Raw genomic sequence first — 22,512 nt, forward strand, 5'->3', positions numbered from 1 at the left:
CTGAACGTCTGACGGGCTCGCTGAGCTCGTCGTCGAAGCTGTTCAGCCTCCCGTGAAGGCGTTCGTGATGACCGTGAACCCCGCCGCATCGCAGGCGTCGAAGAGCACGGCTGCGGCGACGTACCACTCCTCGGAGCCGATGTCGGTGGGATTCAGATCCTGAACCGCGGGAAAGTCCTGTTTGAGCGTGGCGAGCGCTTCGGCCACCGGGCCCTCGTCAGCCAACGGGATGTTGCCGAGAAAACGGGAAGCGAGGCTGTACCAGGCGTTCCTCTCCTTCTGACCCATGCGGTCCTGGTGGAGGGCGGTATCCGCGTTGAGCAGGATCGTCTGGATGTCGGCAAACCCTGAGCAAGTGGCCTCGTCGTCCGCGGCCGTCGTCTCGGCGGTCGGCGGGGTGGCTGTCGGGGTGGCGGTCTCCATCGCCTCGATGGTGTTCGACGCTTCATCGTCCGGCCCGGCGATCGCTGTGCACCCGGTGGCGCCCACGAGGAGCAGCGCCGCGCCGATCGCAATCGCAGCGTGTCGAGCGGTGGACCGAGTTCGGAGCGACGTCATATGCCGGAGCCTAGCGGGCCGCCCGGCTCTGGACAGGCTGAAGGACGTCGGTACGCAGCATCCGCTCGCCGAGTCTGTCGTAGGCGGGTTCTCCACAGATTTACGAAGCTATGTTCGAATGTCTGCAGTGTCTGTCACTATGAAGTATGGCCATTTTCAGCGAGTTGCGCGACACCCTCGAGGGGTTGGAATCGCGCATGGGTGACGTCGATATCGACGTCTTGCTGACGGCCATGCGCGGGCTCGACGACGACGCGGTCGTCGCTGCGCTCGCCGGTGCGGCGGCGGTTGCGAACTGCGCCGAGCGGATGCTGACGGTGGGCGCCGGAGTGGTCGCAGAGCGGTCGCGGCGCGAGGCCGGGCATTCCGGGTTGGCGGCGACGCGCGGGCACCGCAATGCGGTTTCGCTGGTGCAGTCGATCGTCGGCGGCACGCGTACAGATGCGGCGCGCGCCGTGCGGTTGGGCGAGACGTTGATCGAGGGTGCGGATGCTGCGGGTGCGGCCTTCCGGGTTGGTTCAGGCGAAAGCGGCTCGGGCAATGACGACGGGGCGGGCGGAGATGGCGCCGAGTCCGGCTGGGGTGGCGACAGCGGTGGCTGGGGCGACGGAGCGGGCCGCAGGGCGTCGGATGCCGAGGGGCCGAGCACCTCGTCGGATGCCGATGGCACGGGAGCCTGGGACGGCAACACCGGTGCGGGACCGACCTCATGGGATGCCGATGGACCGCACGCTGGGACATCCGGGGCTGATGGCGGTGTCGGTGCAGGTACGGAGGCCGGCGCCGCGGCCGGCGCGGGTACGTCGCCGCACGATCACGACGTGCAGATGCCTTGGCACGAGCCGTTGCGACAGGCATTGTTCGAGGGCAAGATCACGCCGGCGCAGCACGATGCGATTTTCCGGGGAATGGGCCAGCCTCCCGCCCGCGACGGCGCCGACCACCCGACGGACGCGATGATCGAGGTATGGTCGCTCGCCGCGGCGCAGCTCGTGGCAGAGGCCGCTGACATGGCCGTCGAAGAGCTCGCGCGTCGCGCGCGACAGGTGCGCGACACTCTCGACCCGCAAGGCGTGCAGGAACGCTTCGAGCGCTCGTACGCGGCGCGATCATGGCGCTCGTGGCGCAACGCCGAAGGACAGCACCACACGCACATCATCTCCGATGACGAGACGGCCGCGTGGCTCGACTCGATCCGCGATGCGGCGATGCGCCCCCGCCGGGGCGGACCGAGGTTCATGACCGATGAGGAACGCGCAGCCGCGAGCGCGCTCGTGGACGATCCGCGCACGAACGACCAGATCGCCTACGACCTGTTCGCAGACATCCTGCGCGCCGGGGCACTCGCCAACGCGGCGGACGTGTACGGCGCCCGCCAGCCGGGGATCAGAATCGTCACTATCGACGGAGCCGTCGGCGTGCGAGACGCGTTCGGACGGATGCTCGCCAACGGACACCTCGAAGATCGCGGCGATGCGCTTCCCGGAAGCGTGGTCGACCGGAACCTGTGCACGGTCGGCAGCCGGAGCGTCATCGTGGACAGCTGCGGCAATCCGCTCGATGTCGGCCGCGAACAGCGACTCTTCACCGCGAAACAGCGCGTCGCGCTGGCCGTTCGCGACGGCGGATGCATGTTCCCGGAATGTCGCGTCCCGGCGTCCTATTGCGAGGCGCATCACTGCGACCATTGGCATGAAGATCTGGGGCTCACCGATATCGACCGCGGCATTCTGCTCTGCCGACATCACCACATGCTGCTGCACAACAACGGGTGGAAGATCACGCGTGAAGGACTCGGCAGGTTCATGCTCCATCCGCCCGGTCGACGCGGCGGCGGGAGTAGTGGCAGGGGCGGTGCTGGCGGTGGCGGCGCTGGCGGCGACGGTGCCGCTCGGGAGCCGATCCCCCTCACCAGCCGATCGGCGATCCGGTGGGCATGGGATCCACCACCGGAGTGGCCGCATTGGAGAAGCATGCCCGTCGACGGCGTCGACGTGCGAACGGCTCGATCGGCGTAGATGACGCGGCACCGCAGCGGCGTTACCAGCACGTGAGAAGTCGCGTTGGTGCGGCAAAGCTCGAGCGGAATCGTCCTCACTGCGGCCGGGCGCCGCTCCGCCGGCAAGCGATTTCGTGGGAACACCGCTTTATGGCTTTCCTTCGGGCGCGGGTTCCGCTAGTGTGACGAGCATCTGAACTGCAAGACCGTGAATGTCGCTGGGAATCGGCACTCACAACGTGATCTGGGGTCATGTCGTCATGCAGCATCGTGAACACCTGCGATGACAGATAACCCGTGCGTGTGGGACGTGCGGGCTGGGGATATAACTGGGGAAATAATGTCGCACTGGGGATTTTTGCGTACATTCACGGCTGAGGGCCGCCGGACATGACGTCCGTCGACGACGCCCTGAGTCTGACACGCGAGGAATCAGTCGCTATAGCGACCACGATTCCGCGCGTCCGGGTCGAGAAGATCACGGCTTCGATGCCGCGTATCTCGGCGACGCTGGAGCACCGTCTGCAATGGGAACGGTCGCACCGCGTCCGCCTCGGCGTAACGGATGCAGCCGTGATCGCGATCGCCACGGGCGTCGCTGCGGTATTCCAGCTGCAACAGGGTGAACCGCCCGTGAATGTCGCGACGCGATGTGTGCTGCTGGCGGCGGTGTGGTTCGCCACGCTGCTCGCCATGCGCACGAGCGTCACGGCGCTCTTCGGTTCGAGTTTCGCCGAGTACCGAGGCATTGCGCATGCCTCCGGCCTCGCCATCGGAATGATGGCGTTCGCCGCAGTGGTGCTCGACTGGGACTCGATGCGGATCACCGTGCTCATCACCCTCCCCATGGGCCTGCTCGGCCTTCTGATGAGTCGGTGGTCGTGGCGGCGCTGGTTGAGCAACCAGCGCCGCCATGGCCGATTCACCTCACGAACCCTTGTCGTCGGCAATCGCGATGAGGTCGAGTACGTAGCGCGTGCGCTGCACGCGGCCGGAGCCGGTGGCTACCAGGTCGTCGGCGCCACTCTGCTCGACGGCAATGCGCGCGAACTGACACTCGACCAAGCCACCGTGCCCGTGCTCGGAAATCTCCATTCGGTCGCTCAGGTCGCGGTCGAGCTCAGCGCCGACACGATCGTCGTCGCCGGCCGCCCAGAACGCGATCCCGACTTCGTCAAGCGTCTCGGATGGGAGCTCGAGGGAACAGCCGCAGAGCTGGTGCTCTCCAACCGCCTCGCCGATGTCGCCGGGCCCCGGCTCTCTTTCATCCCGGTCGACGGCCTGCCGCTGATCAAGGTGCAGATCCCGACCTATGAAGGCGCCAAGCACCTGCTCAAGCGCGCACTCGACATCGTCGTGTCGGGCATCGCCCTGATCCCGATCATCGTGATGACTCCGGTGATGGCGTTGCTGATCAAGCTCGATTCTCCCGGCTCCGTGTTCTTCTTCCAAGAACGCGTGGGCCGGGATGGGAAGCCGTTCCAGATCGTCAAGTTCCGCACGATGCACACGGATGCCGAGCAGAAGCTCGCCGCTCTCAAATCACAGCACGACGGCGCTGGGCTCCTGTTCAAGCTCAAGGACGATCCGCGTGTCACGCGCGTCGGCAAGGTACTGCGCAAACTCTCGTTCGACGAACTGCCGCAGTTCTGGAACGTGCTTCTGGGCGACATGAGCGTCGTCGGCCCACGGCCGCCGCTGCCCAGCGAAGTCAGCGACTACGACGGCACAGTATCGCGCCGGCTGTACATCAAGCCGGGGATCACCGGTCTCTGGCAGGTGTCCGGCCGCAGCGACCTGAGCTGGGACGAGAGCATCCGTCTCGACCTTCGCTACGTCGAGAACTGGTCGGTGATGACCGACCTGCAGATCATGTGGCGCACGGCCAAAGTGATGTTCGCCTCGAAAGGGGCCTACTGACAGTCGGCGCGCGATCCGGCGCGGCTCGTTCGCACCGGCGGTTAAGAACCGCATCAGTACCCAGGGGAGGTGGTATCGATGTCAGGAAACACACAGGGCTCGGCACTCACGACGGCGATGAAGGTCACGATCGCGGTGGTGGGTGTGCTCGTCGTCGCGGGGGTCGTCATCATCGCGGCGTTGACGGGCGTCTGGCAACCGGAAGGAGAGGCGCAGCCGTCGCCGACAGCGAGCGCGCCGCCGACGGCCGGGCCGTTGCCAGGGGCGACGCCGACCGCCGGGTCGGAGGTGCTGCCGCCGCCGACCACGGATCCCGGCGCCGGCCTTCCGCCACTCAAGCGGTCGATGCCGCTCGTGACGGCGCCACTGCCCGAGGCCGGATCTCGAAGCGGCGGACTCATGCCCGACCTGCCGACCAGTATCGTCGAGCCGCTACCGGACTCGAGCATCATCTCGAGTTCGATCGCCACCGAGGACACCGTCATGCAGCTCAGCCTGGTGGGATCCGTTGCCGCGACGCCGGATGAGATCCGCGCGCACTATCGCTCGCTGTGGGCCTCGCTCGGTCTGCGCGAGGAACCCGGCGACGACGCGACCATCGCATTCACCGGTCCCTTCGAAACACTGTCGTTGACGATCGACGTCACCGGCACGGGCAACCGGTACGCGATCTTCGGCGTGTTCAGGACGGAGTGAGCGTGTACATCTCCTTCTCGAACAAACCCAAACCGGATGCCGGGTCGGCCGCCGAGGCGACTGCGCGTCCGCCTGGTGCGCGTGCGGTGTCATCGACGGTGGTGACGCTCGGCGTCGTGTCGATGCTCACCGACATCTCCTCAGAATCGATCACCGCCATCCTGCCCCTCTACGTGACCGGATTCCTCGGACTCTCGACCATCGCGTTCGGTTTCCTCGATGGTTTCTACCAGGGCATCAGTGCGCTCGTGCGTATCGCAGGCGGCTACACCTCCGATCGCCTCGACCAGCCCAAGTGGGTCGCGTTCACCGGATATGCGCTGGCCGCCGTTGCGCGCGTCGGCCTGCTGTTCGCCTCCGGGTTCACCATGCTGACCGCTGTGATCTCGGCCGACCGCATCGGCAAGGGCATCCGCACGGCACCGAGAGACGCGGTGATCACGGCGTCGTCGCGACCGGACAACCTCGGCGCGGCATTCGGCGTGCACCGCACTCTCGACAACATCGGCGCGGCGGTCGGTCCGCTGCTGGCGTTCTTCATCCTGCTGCTGATCCCGGACGGCTACGGAACGATCTTCGTCGCCTCCCTCGCGTTCGCCGTGATCGGTGTGACGATCCTCGGACTGTTCGTGCCGAACGTGCGCACCCGACCGGTCGAGGCGAAGACGCGCACCGTTCGCGCCCCGCGCCCCAAGTTCGACTGGAGCGTCATCACGTCCGGCCCGATGCGTCGAGTGCTCGCCGCGGCCGGCATCCTCGGATTGCTGACCATCGGCGACGGGTTCATCTACCTGGTGCTGCAGGCGCGCAGCGATTTCGCTGCGCAGTGGTTCCCGCTGCTGTATGTCGGCACGAACGTCGCCTTCCTCGCTCTCGCCATTCCGCTGGGGCGCCTGGCAGACCGGGTGGGCCGCGCTCGCGTGTTCGTGTACGGGCATGTCGCCCTGCTCGGAACGTATCTCGCCGCGGCCTTTCCGATCGCGGATGCCGCGGCCACAGTGGTCTGTCTCATCCTGCTCGGCGCGTTCTACGCGTCCACGGACGGCGTGCTCGCGGCTCTCGCCGCGCAGTTGACCACCCCCGAGACGCGCGGCACCGGGATCGCAGCGGCGCAGACGGTGGTCGCGCTCAGCCGGTTCATCTCTGCAGCAGGTTTCGGCATCCTCTGGTATCTCGTCGGCCGAGAGACATCGATGTTCATCGTGGCCGGGATGCTGGTCGTCGCCGTCCCGCTCATCGCCGTGCTGCTGCGACCGCTGCTCGTCACGCCGCGTCCAGACGCGGCATCCGGTCAGCCGGCGCTCGACGACTCGGAGACGAGCAGATGACTCCTCGAGTGAAGTGGCTTGTGATCTCCCTCGTGTCCGTGATCGCCATCGGCGCCACCGTCGGGGTCGGCGCCTACGCCTGGGCGCAGTATCAGCAACGGCAGAACTCGCCGTCGGCGGTGGACACATCCACCGGGGCGAGCATGCCCGACGGCGACCGCATCCTGTTCCGGAACATGGCATCGGGGCAGGGCTACGGTCATGTCGCCGGTGTGACGCTAACGGAGCCCGACGGCCCACGTACTGTGCTCGACATCGCCTGCGACCGCGTGGCGGCATCTCTCACCGCGATCTCATGTCTGCGCTCCGAGCGAGGCATCGCGCCGAGCTACAACGCCCGACTCTACGATGCGGCTGGACAGACCCAGGAGCTCGAGTGGCCCTTGCCAGGAGTGCCGAGTCGTACCCGGTTCTCGCCCGACGGTTCACTTGTCGCGACGACATCGTTCGTCACCGGGCACGCGTACGCGTCGATCGGATTCTCCACCGAAACGGTGATCCATCGCATCTCCGACGGCGAGAGTCTGGGGAGCCTCGAAGAATGGTCGCTGATCATCGACGGCGAGCCGAGTGCCCCCGTCGACCGCAATTACTGGGGCATCACGTTCGTCGATGACACGACGTTCTACGCCACCGTCGGCATGACTACGATCGGGCAGACCTACCTCGTCAAGGGCGACATCGCGACGCGCACGATGACGTCGGTGCTCGAGTCCGTCGAATGCCCGTCGCTCTCGCCGGACGGTGAGCGGATCGCATTCAAGCGTGTCACGAGTGGCGCCGGTCCCACCGTGCACTGGACTCCCGCGATCTACGACATCGCGTCGGGAACGGTGACGGTGCTGGACATCGAATCGCGCAACATCGATGACCAGATCGCGTGGCTCGATGACGACACGCTGCTGTACGGAGCACCGAACGACACCCCGGGCGACTCGGATATCTGGGCGCTGGCCGCCGACGGCGCCAGCGAGCCGCGGCTGCTGATCAGGCATGCCTGGTCACCCGCCGTGATCAAGGAGGGATGAAGGACATGACCAGTGTGATCATCGCCGCGCACAATGAGGAATCCGTCATCGAACGATGCCTCGCCGCGGTCAGCCACGGCGGAATGCCGGTGCACGTGATCGTGAGCGCGAACGGCTGCACGGATGCCACCGCCGAGCTCGCCCGAGCGCGGCACGCACTCGTCGTCGACAGGAGGACGGCCGGCAAGCCAGGGGCGCTCAACGCGGCGGAACGGCTCGCGGAGACGTTCCCGCGGGTGTACCTCGATGCCGACATCCTCACCCCGCCGGGCGGAATCGCCACGCTCGTCACGGCGCTGAACGAGCACGCGGGCGTTCTGGCTGCGGTGCCTCGCCGTCGCATCAACACCTCGGGGCGCCCTTGGGCTGTGCGGGCGTACTTCCAGATCAATCAGCGCCTGCCGGTGTTCCGCTCCGGGCTGTTCGGTCGCGGGCTGATCGTCGTGTCCGAGCTCGGACGGGCCCGCTTCGGGGAGTTCCCCGAGTTGGTCGCCGATGACCTCTTCCTCGATGCGCAGTTCTCCGCCGCGGAGAAACTCGAGGTCGCCGACGTCGAGGTCGTCGTCGAAGCGCCGTGGACGACCGTCGATCTGATGAACCGGCTCGTACGGGTGCGTCGAGGCAACGCCGAGATGCGCCGCGCCGCGGCCGATCAGGGCATCGACGCCGTCGTGCGGCCGTCTGATCGCTGGTCGTGGCTCCGCGATGTCGTGATGCAACAGCCTCGGCTCGCCCCGGACGCGCTCGCCTACGTGGCCATCACGATGCTGGCGGGCTATCGCGCCCGGCGCGCTCCGCACGGTGGCTGGGGTCGGGACGAGAGCACCAGGATGCTGTCGGAGACGGGGAGCACTGCGCCATGACGTTCCGCCGGCTTCAGGGGCGCCGCTTCCTGCGACGCAGCACGATGAGCCATGCGAGAAATGCCCCGAGGGCGGCACCGAGAACGTTCGCCACGATGTCTCTCAGGCTGGGCTGGCGCGACGGGATGACGAACTGCGCAAGTTCTGCACACGCCGAGAACACGAAGGCGAGCACGACTCCTCGCCACGAATGCTGGAACAGCAGGGTCAGAAGAAATCCAAGCGGCGCGAACATCAGGACGTTCGTGGCGAACTCGATCCAACCGGTGCCGAAACCGCCGATGCCGAGCTCATTGCGGAGCCAATCGCCGATCGCCGTCACTATGGCGGAGTATGACACCGGTAGCACGAGGACCGCGACGACGATCAGGAGGTAGACCACCAGACCGATGATCACCCAGGTCCGGGTCCGCCGATGGCTGGCGTTCTCCATCCTCAGCATCCCTCCGTTGATCGCCTCAGACGCGACGACGGGGTCTCGCTCTCGTGGGTGCCCAAGAGCCTAGTAGGAACATCCAGCAGATTCATGTACCCTCGACGGCGGGAGGGGAACCCCGATTAGACTGATACAGGATTGTGATGTTCAGCAACGAAACTCATCCCTACATACGCAACCGATTCCTGCGCAACCGACTTCGCATCATTCTCACGGTCGCTCTCGTCGCCATTCTCGCCGTTGCGGGAATCGTGGTCGGAAACAGCGCCCAGGCAACGACCACAGGCATCTTCGCCGATGATCTCAAACCCGGGGTGGCGTCTGACTCCGACCGGGTCGGAGTCGAGCTGGGAATCAGATTCACTCCGGAGAAGTCCGGCAGCGTCACAGACCTCCAGTATTACCAGGGCCGCAACGCCGTCGGCGTCACTTCAGCCACCCTGTGGTCTTCGAGGGGCACGGTACTCGCAGAGGTGAGCTTCCCCGAGTCCCGAACTCCGGGATGGCGCACGATCGCTCTCGACTCGCCCGTCCAGCTGACGGCCGGTCGTACATACGTGGCGTCTTACTTCGCGCCGAAGGGCGGCTACCCCAGCATTTCGCGCGATCTGACCACGACTGAATCGACAAACGGCTTCACCCTGCGCCGCAATGCCGGGGTCTACAACTACGGACGCTCCACTGAGTTCCCGAGGTCGACGTATCAGGGCAGCAACTACCTCGTCGACGTCGTCTTCGCCCCGTCGCGCTCCGTCGATGCGCCGAAGCCCCCGGCCACGGCACCTTCCAAGCCGACGACCGCACCGAAGCCTCCAGTGACTTCGACGCCGACCACCGCACCGAAACCGCCGGTGACCTCGACGCCGACCGCCGCACCGAAGCCGCCAGTGACCTCGACGCCGACGCCGACCACCGCACCGAAGCCGCCGACGACACCCACGACACCGGTCTCGGGTGGCACCGTCGTCCTTGACCGGAGCTTCCCGAACGCCGCTACGACCGGTGTCCCCGCGGGCACTGCGCTCAGCCCGTACACCGGGCCGTGCACGATCCAGACACCGAACGTCGTGATCGACGCGAAGCAGATCAACTGCCAGCTTCGCATCCTCGCCCAGAACGTCAAGATCACGAACTCCGAGATCAACGGCAGCATCTGGACGCACCCCACCGACGGCTCGGGCTCCTTCACCGTCTCGGACAGCAACATCAATGTCGGCGCCGACTCGGAGGGCACCGGCATCGGCGACGCGAACTTCACCGCGCAGCGCGTGGAGGTGACCGGCGGTAACCGATCGATCAACTGCTTCAGCAACTGCACGGTCGAAGGTTCATACGTGCATTCTCAGTACCGCGACCCCTCAGGTGACGCGCATGAGTCGGGAATCCGAATGGGCTCGAACAGCGTGATCCGCGGCAACACGATCAGCTGCGCAGAGGCCGATGGGTCTGCGAGCGCGGGCTGCTCTGCCGCGCTGACTGGTTACGGCGACTTCGCGACTGTCGAGAAGAACACGATCGACGGCAACCTGTTCGTCGGCGGCTCCGGTGGATACTGCGTCTACGGCGGATCATCGACCGGTAAGCCGTACTCATCGGGCGTGAACAACATCAAGTTCACGAACAATGTGTGGCAGCGGGGCGAGTCCGGCGTCTGCGGCTACTACGGCGCGATCGTGTCCTTCGACGACAATGCGCCGGGAAACGTCTGGAGCAACAATGTCTTCGATGACGGCAAGCCCGTAGGCTGATCGAAACGCACGTCGAACACGTGAGACGCACGAGGATTCAGACGAATCCCCGTGCGTCTCACGGTTCGCACGTGCAATCCGACACGAGGGATCAGGTATCAGCATGAGTCTCCCCCGCATCGCCCTGTGTGTTGTCACGTACCACAGCGCGCCTCTCATCGAAGATCTGGTCGCCTCGATCCCCCAGGGCGCTGAGGGCACCGAGTGGACGCTCGTCTTCGCCGACAATGCGTCCACGGACCACACGATCTCCGAGATAAATCGGTGCGCGCCGGACGCGATCCTCGTCGAGACGGGGGCCAATCTCGGATACTCCGCGGGCGTCAACGCGGCCGTGGCTGCGGCCGGAGAGCAGGACGCCTACCTCATACTCAATGCAGACGTCCGGCTCACCCCTGGCTGTGTGGCCACGCTGTACGACACCCTCGGGGGCGGAGTGGGGATCGCCGTGCCGAGGCTCATCGACGGCCACGGAGCCCTGATATGGTCGCTCCGACGCGAGCAGACCCTGCTGCGAGCCTGGTGCGATGCCCTCATCGGCGCCGAGCGCGCAGGTCGCATCGGCACCCTCGGCGAAGTCGTCACCGATACCGCACTCTACGATTCCCCTCAGATCGCTGAATGGGCGGAAGGCTCCACCCAGCTGGTGAGCGCCGAGTGCTGGACCGCGTGCGGCACCTGGGACGAGTCGTATTTCCTGTACTCCGAAGAGACGGAGTACGACCTCAGGGTGCGCAAGCACGGATTCGTGGTGCGCTACGAGCCCGCCGCGGTCGCACAGCACCTCAAGGGCGGATCGGCAGAGTCACCGCGGCAGTGGTCGCTTCTGGTGATGAACAAGGCCATGCTCTACGCCCGCAGACACGGACCCTTCGCGTCGGTGTCGCTGTGGCTTGCGCTCGTCGTGCGCGAGGCGAGCCGCGCGGCCCTGGGCAAGCACACGAGCCGAGCCGCCCTCGGCGACCTGCTTCGCCCGCGCCGCTGGCGCGAACGCCGCGGACCCCAGTGGCTCGCCGGAGTGAGACTCTGATCGGTTCGCTCTCACCAGAGCGGATGATAATCCCGGCTGAGACGAGCGACCGCGCCGGCCATTCCCAATAGGAGGAACAGCGTTCCCATCGTCATCGGGAACGCGAACGCGTCGAAGAACGCCATCGATACGAACCCTGCCACGAGGGCGCCACTCATCGCAGCCGTCAGATCGCGCGTGCGCATCGTCTCGCCTCCGAGCGTCGTCTTCGCAACTCTGTTCATCTCAGAGAGGGCAACCCATCCGAGTGCGACGAGAGCTATGGTTCCGAGGACGCCGACGCTGACCAGCTGCACGAGGTACTGGTTGTCGAAGATGCGGTACTTCGGAAGGAAGGTGCCGAACCCGCGCCCGAAAAGTGGATGCTCAGCCACGAACGCCCATGCGAAGTCGAAGCTGTCGGTTCGTGACGTGATGCTGGGATCGTTCTCGGGATTGTCGAAAAGCGCCACGATGAAGCGCAGCAGCCGGGGGTACACGAGCGAGACGATCACGAGCCCCGCGAGCGCCAGGCCCAGCATCCAGCGCCGCAGAACCGGACTCCATGCGAAGACGCATACGAGGACTCCGACGATCGCGCACAGATACGCGGACCTTGAACCCGAGATGCCGATGACAGCCGCGATGGCAAGCGCGGGCCACCATCTCAGCACCGCTGAGCGAGCCGTGTGGTACAGCCCCACGTGCAGGGCGAGAGGGAGAATCATCGCCACGATCGCGCCGTACTCGATCGGATGCGTGGCAGTGCCGTTCGGTCGCACGAAACCGTTGCGATAGACGAGCTCCGAGCTGGAGACTTCGGTCAGCCCGGGGAAACTGATGAGATTCGTGATCGACATGGACGTGACCACCTGCGCCAGCCCGAGGGCGGCCAGCAGTCCTCCCGCGACGACGACCCGCCAGACCAGATCGTCGAATCGCCGACGCGTGCGCACGCCGTCGATCGTCAGCAGCATGGTGCCGGCCCACGACAGGAGTGCCAGGATCGCCACGTCTGCCGGACTCACCTCGTCCGCGTTGATCGGCCGGGACATCGCGAGCGCGTAGGAGATGCCGGACACGAATATCAGGGCACCCAGCGCCCAGCGCAGAGGGTAGAAGCGCAGTTCTGCGACGGAATGCCGCCGGATGATGAGCAGCGCCACCCAGAAGACCAGGCTGACCAGCCCCATCAGCATCGACGGCGCACCTGCGCTGCCGAGCGGCCCCACCACGAAACGCGACGGAACCGCGAGCAGAACGACGAGGTACAGCGTCAGCCACGTGACGACATCACCCGATCGCGCACGAGGCTGCGGTCCATCGCGGGTGGCGGACGCCCCCTGATAGACGATCGCGCTCATGACCTGGCGTTGTTGTGGCCTGCGGCAGAGCGGGGACCAGAGGGCGCGGAAGCAGGCTTGCGAACACTCGTCGCAGGAGCGCCCTTCCTGGGAGCACGAAGGGCATCGACCGGCTCGTCGTCGAGATCCGGGAGCGGCGCAGATCCTGGCTGCTCCGTCGCGGCACCGGCGGCGGCGGACGACGCAGCAGAACTCGCACTCCCCTTCGGGTGCCCGCTCTTGCCGCTGGGTTCGAACATGCCCCGTCGGCGTCGCCGCCGGACGAGAATCACGTCGAGCGTGAGTGTGATCGCGATCGTGAGCCCGAGGCCCACGCCGATGACGATGACGATGATCCTTATGAGGGATTGGAAGTCCGGCTTCGCCTCGGTGTCGCTGGCCAGCAGCATGGAGCGGACGGCATCACCCTCCTGCACTCCGACGTCCGTCTGCAGGCTGGTGAGCCGCTCCGAGACGCTGGTCGTGACGTAGGTGAGTGTGCGCAACGCCTGCTCGGCGCTGCGGTCCTTGACGTCGACGGCGATGATTCCGCCCCTCGTGGAGTCGTCGATGTTCACCTCGACCTCAGCGAACTCCGAGACCGATTCCAGTTCCTCCTCGAATGCCGTGCTCGAGTACGTCGCGACGACGACGCGTGCCGTCAGATCGAGTCCGGCCAGCTCCAGGAACGGGTTGGCCCCGCCCTCCTCTTCCGTCGCGGTCGGGTCGTGCACCGGGGGAAGCAACAGCACCAGGCCTCGTGCGGTGTATTCCGGTGGAGTCGCCTGATAGACCTGCCACCCCGCCCCCAGCGTCACCAGAACACCGATGACGACGACCAGCCAACGCCTCCCGAGCGCTCCGAATATCTCCCGGATCCCCACTATCCATCCCCCTGCCGGGCCCATCCGCCTGATTCGGCGGGCACGAGCACCGTTCGGTGAGTGCAGGGCCCCACACGATACTATTCTTTTGGCGGTCACAACGGTATAACACAGCCCTACGAGCGGTGGACGAAGAGATGACACTGGCGGATCTGATGCGTGCGCTCTTGCGCCGCTGGTACGTGGTGCTCCTCGTCATGGGGATCTCATTCGGCCTCGCGTACACGGCCACCCGCACGGAGCCCGTCTATCACGCACGTACCGAGGTGGTGCTGCTCGCTCCCGCGAGCGCACGTTATCCGAACGAGCTGGTCACGACTTCCGAGTCGCTCATCCTGACTGCCGGTATTCTCGCCGAGCAGATCAACGGCACCGAGCAGCGACTGAAGTTCGGCAGCGCGCTGGTCAACCCGGTCGGCTCTCCCGGAATCGGGGAGGACACCTGGATCCAACTGCTCGACACGGGCAACCAATGGGTGCCGGCATTCGAACAGCAGGTGCTCGTCGTCGACGCGACCGGCGCGACGCCCGAACGGGTGTCGGAGCGCATCGTCTCGGCGACGGACCTCATCAGAACAGAGCTCGCCGCACTGGAACGGGATCAGGGCGTCGAGGGGCTGAACAGCATCGGCATCCGCTCGTCTCCTGAAACTCCGCGGATCGATGAGATCGATGGCAGCGGTATGCGAGCCGCGGGCATGACCCTGATCCTGGGCATGCTGGCAACGATCGGCGTGGTGACGATACTCGAAGTACGTCGCTCTACTCGAGCCGAGGCTTCCTCCCGATCATCGAATGGAATCGCTCATGAACTTCGCTCGTAAGCTCGGCGTCATTCTGCGTCGCCACCTGTTCAACATGTGGATCAACGGGTTCGTCTCCTCCGTCCTCGTTCCCGATCGGGCGCGCTGGATGCTCCTGCGTGCGTCGGGGATCCCCGTGGAGCGCTCCGTGATCGACGCGCGGGGCTTCATCGGCAGCCGAACAGTCACGATCGGGAAGGGAAGCTCCCTCAACTACGGTGTCTTCCTTGACGGCTCCGCTCAGGTCAGCATCGGCCGGGGCGTCTCGATCGGAATGAATGCGCTCGTGCTCACCGGCTCCCACGAGCTCGGCAGCCCCGACAAGCGCGCCGGTGAACTCAACAGCGCGCCGGTCACGATCGAAGACGGCGCGTGGATCGGTGCCAACGCCGTCATCCTCCCCGGAGTGACCGTCGGACGCGGTGCGGTCGTGGGCACGGGTGCGATCGTCATGAAGGACGTCGCGGAGGGCAGCGTCGTGATGGGCAATCCCGCCAGGGTCGTGCGCCGCATCGACGAACCCGACGCGGCGCGCGCCTAGCGGACCTCACACGAGCGGCACCGACGCCACGATGACGTTCGCGAGGAATCCGACCGTGCTCGGCCGAGGCTGGACGGCGCCGCGCACGACACCGTCGAGCCATTCCTGGTCGACGTAGCCCGTCGCCGCCAACGGCTCGAGGATCTCGGGGTGCCGGCGCCAGTGCTCCACGATCTTCCCGGCGAGCACCACGACGCCGGCAGGAGCCCGGTTCGCACCGCGCACGCGCTGGAGCGCCTTGCTCGCCAACTTGCGCGCAAGCAGCCCCTTGTTGGCAACGCCTTGCCAGCGCGTCGGATGCGCGTACGCGGATGGCGCGAGTCGCCCTTCCAGGGGAATCGCGGCGAGCTGCGGATCCAACTCCAGCAGCAGCGACGACAGGTACCTGTGAGCCCCTTTGTCCTGCGGGCTGAGCCGCTGCGCAAGGGTGATGAACTGCTCGTCGAGCATCGGATTGATCACCACACGCTGATAGGCGACCGCCGTGTCGGTCGCCCCCGCCCAGCGCTGCATCCGATGCCGAAGATAGAGGGAATCGGTGGCGTGAAGCCATTCCGATCCGCCCGACTGCAACGCCGCGAGCACTTCCGCATCGGCGGCATCCCGCGCCCAGGCGGAGAAGTCGTCGACCAGCACGCCCGGCTCGATCGACTCGTTGGCGAACAACCGCCATGCGGCCAGGCGCGACGCCTCCCGCGCGGTCACCGGTCGTTCCTGGTCGCTGCCCATGTAGTAGAACCCGCGGGCGACTTCGCCGCCGAGTCCGGAAATGCGCACGCCCTGCTCGAAGCTGCGCTCGTCCCAGCCGAGCACGGCGAGGGTCACCGGATCCGCCATGCCGTCAAGGCGTATCGCCGCCGCGCGGCACGCTTCCCACGCCTCAGTAGGCGGCACATCGCCCAGGTCTGCCGCCTCGTAGACCTCGTGCCTGATGCCGAAGCGGGCGGCAAGCTTCGAGGCGATCTGCACGTCGCCGCTCTCAGCGCTCCCCAACGTCATCGCCCGCAGGCCGCGACGACGCGCCGGCGGGATCGCGGCGAGAAGCAACCGCGAATCCAAGCCGCCCGTCAGCTGCAGCACCGCATCTGGCTCATCGTCAAGGACTCCGGCCAACGAGCGGCGCAGCAGCGCCGCCGCATCGGAGACCGCGTCGACGAGGGTGACCGCTGAGGCATCAGCGGGCGATGCAGGCGCCACACTCACGCCACCGGCATCCAGACGTGCGCTCGCACCCGGTGTCAGCTTGTGGACGCCGTCATGCAGGGTGCGCTGACCGAGCTGCCAGCCCACCAGCGACTGCACGGCCAGCGCGGTCTCATCCAGTGCCGCATGCTGCGCCCAGCCGACAAGCAGCGCCGACGTCGCCAGCACTCCGTCTGCACCAGCACGTTCATCGGTGTGGAACAGCTGCCGGAACCCCATCGAGTCGGCGACCATCGTGACGCCGTCGTCATCACCCGTCACTGCGGCGAACGGCGGCAACAGCGACGTGAGCGCGCGCGGATCGACGCGCATGCCTTCCGCAACATGTTCCGGCGTCACACGCCCCACCGTGTCCCGCGCGACACGCGAGAGCACCATGGTGTGAGGATGTCCCTGCGCCGCGCCCAGCCCCCACGACGTCAGCGTCGACGCACCATGGCGCGACTCCGTGACGCCCGACGGAGCCTCGGGCGCCGCCGCGGGCGCTGCGTCGGGCGCTGCTGCGGGCGCTGCGAAGCCGCCTCTCCCGGCGATGAAGCCAGGAAGTGCGGCATCGTCATACATCTGGATCAGACCGCCGAGATCTTCGAGTCGACGAACTCGGTCAGCGATCCGACGGTCTCGAACAGTTCGGCGCCGAACTCGTCGTCATCGATCGTGATGTCGAATCGATCTTCCAGCGCACCGACAAGCGACACGACACCGAAGGAGTCGAGTTCGGGAAGAGAGCCGAACAACGCTGTGGTGGCGTTGAGTTCGTCGGGGCTCTGTGAGAGTTCGAGGGCGTCGATCAGAACGGAACGGACCGCGTCGATGGTGTCAGACATGTGTAGTGCTCCTTGCGTTGGATCAGACGAGCACTTCGGCAGGTGCCGGGTGCCCGAGGAATGCGGTGGGGCTTGCAGTGAGGCCATAAGCCCCCTGCTGGAAGATCACGATCAGATCGTCGATGACGGCTGGAGGCAGCGTGATGTCGTCGCCGAGAAGATCCAGAGGGGTGCAGAGGCAGCCGACGACACTCACGCCATCGTCAGCGGTCTCCGCGACACGGTTTCCGACCGCGAGCGGGTAGTTGCGTCGAATCGCCTGGCCGAAGTTGCCCGAGGCGGCGAGCTGGTGATGCATCCCGCCGTCCACCACGAGAAACGTCTTTCCGCGTGAGGTCTTCCGATCGACGACCTGCGTGACGTAGACACCGCATTCGCCGACGAGGTAGCGCCCGAGCTCGATCACCGGACTCGCGTGCGGGAATCGCGGAGCGATCACATCGTCGACGAGGGCATGCAGATTCTCTGCGACAGCGTCCAGGTCGAGGGGCTGATCCTTCTCGGTGTACGGGATGCCGAACCCCCCGCCCAAGTTGAGATACCGCAGCTCGCCGGGCAGATGCTCCGCAAGCTCGCTCGTCAGGTCGACGGTGCGCCGCTGCGCCTCAGCGATGATCTCCGCGTTGAGGTTCTGGGATCCGGCGAAGACATGAAACCCCAGAACGTCGACGCCCATCTTCGATGCGGCCTGGAGAACCTGTGGCACTTGCTCCGCATCGATTCCGAACTGCTGCGGGCCACCGCCCATCCGCATGCCGGAGCCCTTCACCGCGAAATCGGGGTTCACCCGTATCGCGATCGTCGGGGTCAGCCCGAGGCTCCTGCCTGCTGCCTCGACACGGGCGAGCTCGGTCGTCGATTCGATCTCCACGATGATGCCGGCCGCGACGGCCTGCCTGATCTCTGCCGCGATCTTCCCCGGGCCCGCGAAACTCACTCGATCAGGGCGGATGCCGGTGTCGAGGGCCGTGTGCATCTCCATCGCGGATGCCACGTCGATCCGATCGACTTTGCCGGCCAGATGCTGAACGATCGCCGGCATCGGGTTCGCCTTCATCGCGAAGCTCAACTCGACCTTCGACGGCAGAGCAGCACGAAGCTGCGCCACCCGCGCGTCGAGAAGAACTCGGTCGTAAGCGAAGAAAGGCGTCGATCCGATCCTCGCGGCGAGGCGGCTCAGCGGCATCCCCCCGACACGGAGTTCGCCGTCGATGGTCCCGAATCGGGCGACGTGTTCATGCGGTCTCATGCGTTCACCTCATGCGTGATCAGATTGCGGTCGAATTTACCGTTCGGCGAGCGCGGCAGGTCGCTTCTGATCTGAATCAGAGCGGGCACCATGTACATCGGCAACCGCTGACGCAGCGCGGTCATGAGCGCACCCGGCTCGAGCGGGTCAGCGCTCGGCGTCACCACGAGGACGATGCGCTGCCCGAGATCGGCGTCCTCGACGCCGATCGCCACGGCATCACGGGCGAGGCCGGTGCTGTACGCCGCCTCCTCGATCTCCGTAGGGCTCACCCGATAGCCGGAGGTCTTGATCATGTCGTCCTTGCGTCCGACGAAGTAGAGAAACCCTTCCTCATCGGCGACGACGGTGTCACCCGACCACACGGCCATCTCGGGGGTGCGCCACTGCTGACCTGGCCGAGTGATCGGGCGGTACCGCTCGGCTGTGCGCTCCGGATCGTTCCAGTAGCCCAGCGCCACGAGTGCGCCCCGGTGGACGAGTTCGCCCTCCTCCCCCGGCTCGCACTCGCTCCCGTCCGGGCGCAGCACCAGGATCTCGGCGTTCGGGATCGCTCTGCCGATCGAGTCCGGTCGGCGGTCCACCTCCGCGGGATCGAGATAGGTCGAACGGAACGCCTCGGTCAGTCCGTACATCAAGTAGGGCGCGGCATCCGGGAAGATCTCGCGCAGACGATCGAGCGCCGGTCGCGGCATCCGCCCGCCGGTGTTGGCGAAGTACCTGAGAGCATGAGCAGCCTCTTCTGGCCAGGGCACGGCCAGAAGCTGAAGCCACAGCGGAGGGACGCAGGTGAGCCCGGTGACGCGATGGCGCGCACACAGCTTGACGACCTCCTTCGGAAGCAGATAGTTCATCAGCACGCAGTGCGCCCCGACCGCGAACGCGGTGGTGACCTGGCTGAGGCCCGCATCGAAGCTCAGCGGCAGCACGCTGAGGATCACGTCCTCGGCCGTGTTGTGCAGATACGTGCTGACGCTCTCGGCACCGACGAGGAGGTTCCGGTGGCTGAGCACGACGCCCTTCGGCCTGCCGGTGCTGCCGGACGTGTACAGGATCGCAGCCGGATCGACGTCGATCACCTCGGTCGTCAACGGCTGGCCGCCCGCGCGCTGCCCGTCGTCCCACTGATGCAGGCGGATGCCCTCGGGGGTGATCGCGGGCGGCGAGCCCACGATGACGACGTCGGCGACCGCCGTTGCCGACAGGGTCTCGAGCAGCTGGCTCAGCCGATCAGCAGAGGTCACGAGCACACGTGCACCGCTGTCGGCGAGGATGTGCCCCACCTGAGTGGGCTTGAGCGCATGATTGATCGGGACGAAGAGTCCCCCGGCTGCCGATGTCGCGAAGATGGCGAAGACGGTTTCCAGACGCTTCTCGAGGTAGATGGCGACTCGATCGCCGCCGTCGAGCCCCAACCCGTTCAACTGGGCCGCCGCCGACTGGGTCGCTGTCCACACCGCGTCGTACGAGACGGTCTCGTCCTTGTACGTCAGCGCTGGGGCGTCCGGAGTCGTCGATGCCGCCTCGGAGAGCAGATGATGAAACGCCGTGCGGATCATGGCGCCCGCCGCTCGGCCAGGAAGCGTGCGAACTCGGCCGGATCGTCGAGTGGCACGTAGCGGCGGTCCTGCGCGTCGTGATCGCTCGGAGTTGACGGCGGCACCGCCGGCCCTTCCTGCGAGAACCCGGTGACATCGTCGAAGACCGAGACGTAGGCCTCTGCTTGCGGCCGCCAATCCAGCTCGGTCGAGACGCGCTCACGCGCCCGGATGCCCAGCTCTGTGCGCCGTGCGGGGTCATCGATGAGCGCTTCCACCTCATCGGCGAATGCCGCGATGTCGCCGGACGGCACGTACTGCACGGCGTCCGCACCCGAGATCCGGGTCTCGGCGAGGTCGAATGAGACCGCGGGCAGTCCGTACGACATGTACTCCATGGTCTTGTTCATCGTGGACAGGTCGTTGAGGGGCGTCTTGAGGTCGGGCGACAATCCGATGTCGGCTCGACTCAGGTGCTCGGCGATCTCCACACGATCGACACGTCCGGTGAATGTGACGTGATCGTCGAGTCCGAGACTCGTCGACTGTCGCTTGAGATCCTCGAGGCAGTCGCCGAAGCCCAGTAGCGTCGCTGTGACGTTGCTGCGCCCGCGCTTGTGCACCAGTTCGTCCATGACCAGGAGCGCCTGGTCGACCCCGTCCTGCGGCCCCATGATGCCGAGGTAGACGAGAGCGATCTCGTCAGGGCGTCGTGGATTCGACGGGTAGATCGGCCTCATCTGCTGCGTGTCGGGCCCGCTGCGCACGACCGTGACGTGTCCGGGACGGCGATCACCGCGGCGGACCGCCACTGCCTTGTACGACTCATTCGTCGACATGATGCGATCCGCGCTGCGGAACGTGCGGCGCTCCAACCACCGCAGCCCGCCGTACTCCAGCCGCTTGAGGATTCCGCTCGGCTTCCCGAACCGGGAGATGAAGAGCTCCGGATTGAGATCGTGGTGGTCGAAGATGAAGCGCACCCCGCGGATGCGCCACAACTTCGCGAGGAGCCAGTAGGTGTCCGGCGGATTGCACGCCTGGATGACCTCGAAGGGCCGACGCCGCCACACCTTCAACGAGAGCCACGCCGTGCGCACCCAGCTGTAGGCGAACTCCCACACGAACCCGAGAAGACCCTCCGCCTCCGGCGCCGGCGTGTATTTGAAGATCTCGACGCCGTCGATCGTCTGCCGTGCAGGGTCGCCGGGCCCCTTCGGACAGATGACGCTGACGCGGTATCCACGCTGGATGAGCGCCTGGCACTCGAGCCACACCCGTCGATCCAGCGGAACCGGGAGGTTCTGGACGATGATCAGTACATGCGGGGATCTCATGAGCCGTAGACCTCTTCCTCGATGATGCGTAAGACGGCGTCTTTCGTCGGTTCCCAGGAGCGTCCCACGACTGATGAAGCCGCCGCGTGCGCGCGTTCGTCAAGATCAGGCGCAGACACTGCCTGGCTGAGAGCCTCGGCGAGCGCCGCGGCCGTCGGATCGGCCCAGCGGACCGATGGGCTCGGCAGTACGCGGCGCGCGAGGTCGATGTCGTTGATGATGGGGATGTTCCCCGCGACGAGCATCTCCTCCGCGACGAGCGTGATGTTCGTGAACGACATCGCCAGGCCCGCGATCGTGCGTCCGTAGAGGTCGTTCAGCTCAGTCGCGGTGAGACGTCCGTGGAACGTGATCGGGAAGTCCAGATCGCGCGGCGCATCGCCGTACACATGGATCTCCTGCTCGGGGTGACGCTCATGGAACAGCCGGAGAGCGATGATGGCCAGTGGATAGCCACGGCGCGGGTGACCTGGGTGACAGTAGAAGACGATTCCGCTGCGCACGGTGCCAGCCGGCGGCAGGGCATAGGCGACCGAATCGCACCCGAACGGCACGACATCGTTCGTCAGCCCGGTCTCCTCCTGGATCATGCCGTCAAGCATCTCGCCGAGGACCACCCGACGAAACGGCAGCCGGTACGTCATCGCGGCGAACTCGTGCTCAGCGCCGTGACCGTAGAAGAACGGCTCGTAGTCCTGGATGAAGTAGAGGCGTCGCACCGCCTGCGTGCAGTAGCGGACGATCAGATGAGCAGACTCCCATCCGGATGCCACGATCGCGTCGATGCCATCCGCACCCTTGGTGATGTCACGGACCTCGGCACGGATGTGCGGCCAATGACGACGGATGACGGCGGTCGTGGCGGCGACGTCGAGCCCGTGCTTGTCATAGAGGAACAGCACGCATCTGTGCCCTCGGCTCTCCAGGGCCTGCACCATGCGAAACAGCGTGGTGTGACCACCGGAACCGGGCGCGGGTGGCGTCGACACCCAGCCGACGGTGATCGGCACTTCCCGCGCGGGCCTCGAGCTCGGCACCGGCAGCGCGGAGGGGACGTCGACGAGAAGGTCCTCGAATGCCAGGTTGAAGAGGAGCTCCGCCGCGCCGGTCCTGAAGTACGCGCGCTGGGCGATGCGCTGCGCGATGCCCGCGACACCGACATCGCGTGCGCGTCTCGCTTTCGCGAGGACCCCATTCATCCG

The 22,512-nt window shown here is 66.2% G+C and carries 20 protein-coding genes; 10 read left to right on the forward strand and 10 right to left on the reverse strand.

From position 1 onward, the window contains the following. Positions 1–42: 42 nt before the first annotated feature. On the reverse strand, positions 43–558 hold the full coding sequence (locus IEV67_RS09125) for a hypothetical protein (RefSeq protein ID WP_188436249.1): 516 nt from the start codon (positions 556–558) through the stop codon (positions 43–45). A 146-nt stretch (positions 559–704) separates the two neighbouring features. On the opposite strand from IEV67_RS09125, the gene IEV67_RS09130 reads away from it, so the two are divergent. From IEV67_RS09130 to IEV67_RS09155, 6 genes are all read left to right on the forward strand, one after another. Beyond that, positions 705–2,576 (forward strand): HNH endonuclease signature motif containing protein, encoded by a 1,872-nt coding sequence (locus tag IEV67_RS09130; RefSeq protein ID WP_188436250.1) that lies wholly within the window; start codon positions 705–707, stop codon positions 2,574–2,576. Positions 2,577–2,947: 371 nt separating this feature from the next. Beyond that, positions 2,948–4,477 carry a sugar transferase gene (locus tag IEV67_RS09135; protein ID WP_188436251.1) on the forward strand — a complete coding sequence of 510 codons (1,530 nt, stop codon included), beginning with the start codon at positions 2,948–2,950 and terminating at the stop codon, positions 4,475–4,477. A gap of 78 nt (positions 4,478–4,555) precedes the next feature. After that, the gene (locus IEV67_RS09140) at positions 4,556–5,173 is read left to right on the forward strand and encodes a hypothetical protein (protein WP_188436252.1); all 618 of its coding nucleotides are present in this window, start codon (positions 4,556–4,558) and stop codon (positions 5,171–5,173) included. A gap of 2 nt (positions 5,174–5,175) precedes the next feature. Beyond that, complete coding sequence (locus IEV67_RS09145; protein ID WP_229702934.1) at positions 5,176–6,501, forward strand: MFS transporter; 1,326 nt, start codon at positions 5,176–5,178, stop codon at positions 6,499–6,501. Next, positions 6,498–7,529 (forward strand): TolB-like translocation protein, encoded by a 1,032-nt coding sequence (locus IEV67_RS09150; protein WP_229702936.1) that lies wholly within the window; start codon positions 6,498–6,500, stop codon positions 7,527–7,529. The genes IEV67_RS09145 and IEV67_RS09150 overlap by 4 nt, the downstream gene beginning before the upstream one ends. A 5-nt stretch (positions 7,530–7,534) precedes the next feature. Beyond that, the gene (locus tag IEV67_RS09155) at positions 7,535–8,392 is read left to right on the forward strand and encodes a glycosyltransferase (protein WP_188436254.1); all 858 of its coding nucleotides are present in this window, start codon (positions 7,535–7,537) and stop codon (positions 8,390–8,392) included. 13 nt (positions 8,393–8,405) lie between these two features. Here IEV67_RS09155 and IEV67_RS09160 read toward each other — a convergent pair whose 3' ends face one another. Then, positions 8,406–8,825, reverse strand: a complete 420-nt coding sequence (locus IEV67_RS09160) for a VanZ family protein (protein ID WP_188436255.1) — start codon at positions 8,823–8,825, stop codon at positions 8,406–8,408. A 146-nt stretch (positions 8,826–8,971) separates the two neighbouring features. Here IEV67_RS09160 and IEV67_RS09165 point away from each other — a divergent pair, with 146 nt between their 5' ends. Beyond that, complete coding sequence (locus tag IEV67_RS09165; RefSeq protein WP_188436256.1) at positions 8,972–10,576, forward strand: DUF4082 domain-containing protein; 1,605 nt, start codon at positions 8,972–8,974, stop codon at positions 10,574–10,576. A 103-nt stretch (positions 10,577–10,679) separates the two neighbouring features. Next, positions 10,680–11,606, forward strand: coding sequence for a glycosyltransferase family 2 protein (locus IEV67_RS09170; RefSeq protein WP_188436257.1), 927 nt, complete (start codon positions 10,680–10,682; stop codon positions 11,604–11,606). Positions 11,607–11,617: 11 nt separating this feature from the next. Here IEV67_RS09170 and IEV67_RS09175 read toward each other — a convergent pair whose 3' ends face one another. Next, positions 11,618–12,949 (reverse strand): O-antigen ligase family protein, encoded by a 1,332-nt coding sequence (locus IEV67_RS09175; RefSeq protein ID WP_188436258.1) that lies wholly within the window; start codon positions 12,947–12,949, stop codon positions 11,618–11,620. Further along, positions 12,946–13,812: a YveK family protein gene (locus IEV67_RS09180; RefSeq protein WP_188436259.1), complete on the reverse strand. Its 867-nt coding sequence runs from the start codon at positions 13,810–13,812 to the stop codon at positions 12,946–12,948. The genes IEV67_RS09175 and IEV67_RS09180 overlap by 4 nt, the downstream gene beginning before the upstream one ends. 137 nt (positions 13,813–13,949) lie before the next feature. On the opposite strand from IEV67_RS09180, the gene IEV67_RS09185 reads away from it, so the two are divergent. Next, the gene (locus IEV67_RS09185) at positions 13,950–14,636 is read left to right on the forward strand and encodes a YveK family protein (protein WP_188436260.1); all 687 of its coding nucleotides are present in this window, start codon (positions 13,950–13,952) and stop codon (positions 14,634–14,636) included. Then, positions 14,620–15,156 carry an acyltransferase gene (locus IEV67_RS09190; RefSeq protein WP_188436261.1) on the forward strand — a complete coding sequence of 179 codons (537 nt, stop codon included), beginning with the start codon at positions 14,620–14,622 and terminating at the stop codon, positions 15,154–15,156. Before IEV67_RS09185 ends, IEV67_RS09190 begins: the two co-directional genes overlap by 17 nt. Before the next feature lie 6 nt (positions 15,157–15,162). On the opposite strand, the gene IEV67_RS09195 is transcribed toward IEV67_RS09190, so the two are convergent. Genes IEV67_RS09195 through IEV67_RS09220 form a run of 6 tightly spaced genes read right to left on the reverse strand, consistent with a single transcriptional unit; the run spans position 15,163 to position 22,509 of the window. Continuing rightward, positions 15,163–16,923 carry an asparagine synthase-related protein gene (locus tag IEV67_RS09195; RefSeq protein WP_188436262.1) on the reverse strand — a complete coding sequence of 587 codons (1,761 nt, stop codon included), beginning with the start codon at positions 16,921–16,923 and terminating at the stop codon, positions 15,163–15,165. Between the two features lie 5 nt (positions 16,924–16,928). Next, entirely contained in the window at positions 16,929–17,186 is a 258-nt protein-coding gene (locus tag IEV67_RS09200; protein ID WP_188436263.1) for an acyl carrier protein, read from the reverse strand. A 22-nt stretch (positions 17,187–17,208) separates the two neighbouring features. Further along, complete coding sequence (locus IEV67_RS09205) at positions 17,209–18,435, reverse strand: pyridoxal-dependent decarboxylase, exosortase A system-associated (protein WP_188436264.1); 1,227 nt, start codon at positions 18,433–18,435, stop codon at positions 17,209–17,211. After that, the gene (locus IEV67_RS09210) at positions 18,432–19,994 is read right to left on the reverse strand and encodes an acyl-CoA ligase (AMP-forming), exosortase A system-associated (RefSeq protein WP_188436265.1); all 1,563 of its coding nucleotides are present in this window, start codon (positions 19,992–19,994) and stop codon (positions 18,432–18,434) included. Before IEV67_RS09210 ends, IEV67_RS09205 begins: the two co-directional genes overlap by 4 nt. Further along, on the reverse strand, positions 19,991–21,310 hold the full coding sequence (locus tag IEV67_RS09215; RefSeq protein WP_188436266.1) for a glycosyltransferase family 4 protein: 1,320 nt from the start codon (positions 21,308–21,310) through the stop codon (positions 19,991–19,993). Before IEV67_RS09215 ends, IEV67_RS09210 begins: the two co-directional genes overlap by 4 nt. Next, positions 21,307–22,509: a rhamnosyltransferase WsaF family glycosyltransferase gene (locus tag IEV67_RS09220; protein WP_229702937.1), complete on the reverse strand. Its 1,203-nt coding sequence runs from the start codon at positions 22,507–22,509 to the stop codon at positions 21,307–21,309. Before IEV67_RS09220 ends, IEV67_RS09215 begins: the two co-directional genes overlap by 4 nt. Between the last annotated feature and the right edge of the window lie 3 nt (positions 22,510–22,512).

It is taken from the genome of Microbacterium murale (assembly GCF_014635185.1).
GTDB classification, from domain to species: Bacteria; Actinomycetota; Actinomycetes; order Actinomycetales; family Microbacteriaceae; genus Microbacterium; species Microbacterium murale.

Coding starts and splice junctions, on each gene's coding strand:
- IEV67_RS09125 (WP_188436249.1), bottom strand. CDS start 558: ATGACGTCGCTCCGAACTCGGTCCACCGCTCGACACGCTGCGATTGCG.
- IEV67_RS09130 (WP_188436250.1), top strand. CDS start 705: ATGGCCATTTTCAGCGAGTTGCGCGACACCCTCGAGGGGTTGGAATCG.
- IEV67_RS09135 (WP_188436251.1), top strand. CDS start 2,948: ATGACGTCCGTCGACGACGCCCTGAGTCTGACACGCGAGGAATCAGTC.
- IEV67_RS09140 (WP_188436252.1), top strand. CDS start 4,556: ATGTCAGGAAACACACAGGGCTCGGCACTCACGACGGCGATGAAGGTC.
- IEV67_RS09150 (WP_229702936.1), top strand. CDS start 6,498: ATGACTCCTCGAGTGAAGTGGCTTGTGATCTCCCTCGTGTCCGTGATC.
- IEV67_RS09155 (WP_188436254.1), top strand. CDS start 7,535: ATGACCAGTGTGATCATCGCCGCGCACAATGAGGAATCCGTCATCGAA.
- IEV67_RS09160 (WP_188436255.1), bottom strand. CDS start 8,825: ATGGAGAACGCCAGCCATCGGCGGACCCGGACCTGGGTGATCATCGGT.
- IEV67_RS09165 (WP_188436256.1), top strand. CDS start 8,972: ATGTTCAGCAACGAAACTCATCCCTACATACGCAACCGATTCCTGCGC.
- IEV67_RS09170 (WP_188436257.1), top strand. CDS start 10,680: ATGAGTCTCCCCCGCATCGCCCTGTGTGTTGTCACGTACCACAGCGCG.
- IEV67_RS09175 (WP_188436258.1), bottom strand. CDS start 12,949: ATGAGCGCGATCGTCTATCAGGGGGCGTCCGCCACCCGCGATGGACCG.
- IEV67_RS09185 (WP_188436260.1), top strand. CDS start 13,950: ATGACACTGGCGGATCTGATGCGTGCGCTCTTGCGCCGCTGGTACGTG.
- IEV67_RS09190 (WP_188436261.1), top strand. CDS start 14,620: ATGAACTTCGCTCGTAAGCTCGGCGTCATTCTGCGTCGCCACCTGTTC.
- IEV67_RS09195 (WP_188436262.1), bottom strand. CDS start 16,923: ATGTATGACGATGCCGCACTTCCTGGCTTCATCGCCGGGAGAGGCGGC.
- IEV67_RS09200 (WP_188436263.1), bottom strand. CDS start 17,186: ATGTCTGACACCATCGACGCGGTCCGTTCCGTTCTGATCGACGCCCTC.
- IEV67_RS09205 (WP_188436264.1), bottom strand. CDS start 18,435: ATGAGACCGCATGAACACGTCGCCCGATTCGGGACCATCGACGGCGAA.
- IEV67_RS09210 (WP_188436265.1), bottom strand. CDS start 19,994: ATGATCCGCACGGCGTTTCATCATCTGCTCTCCGAGGCGGCATCGACG.
- IEV67_RS09215 (WP_188436266.1), bottom strand. CDS start 21,310: ATGAGATCCCCGCATGTACTGATCATCGTCCAGAACCTCCCGGTTCCG.
- IEV67_RS09220 (WP_229702937.1), bottom strand. CDS start 22,509: ATGAATGGGGTCCTCGCGAAAGCGAGACGCGCACGCGATGTCGGTGTC.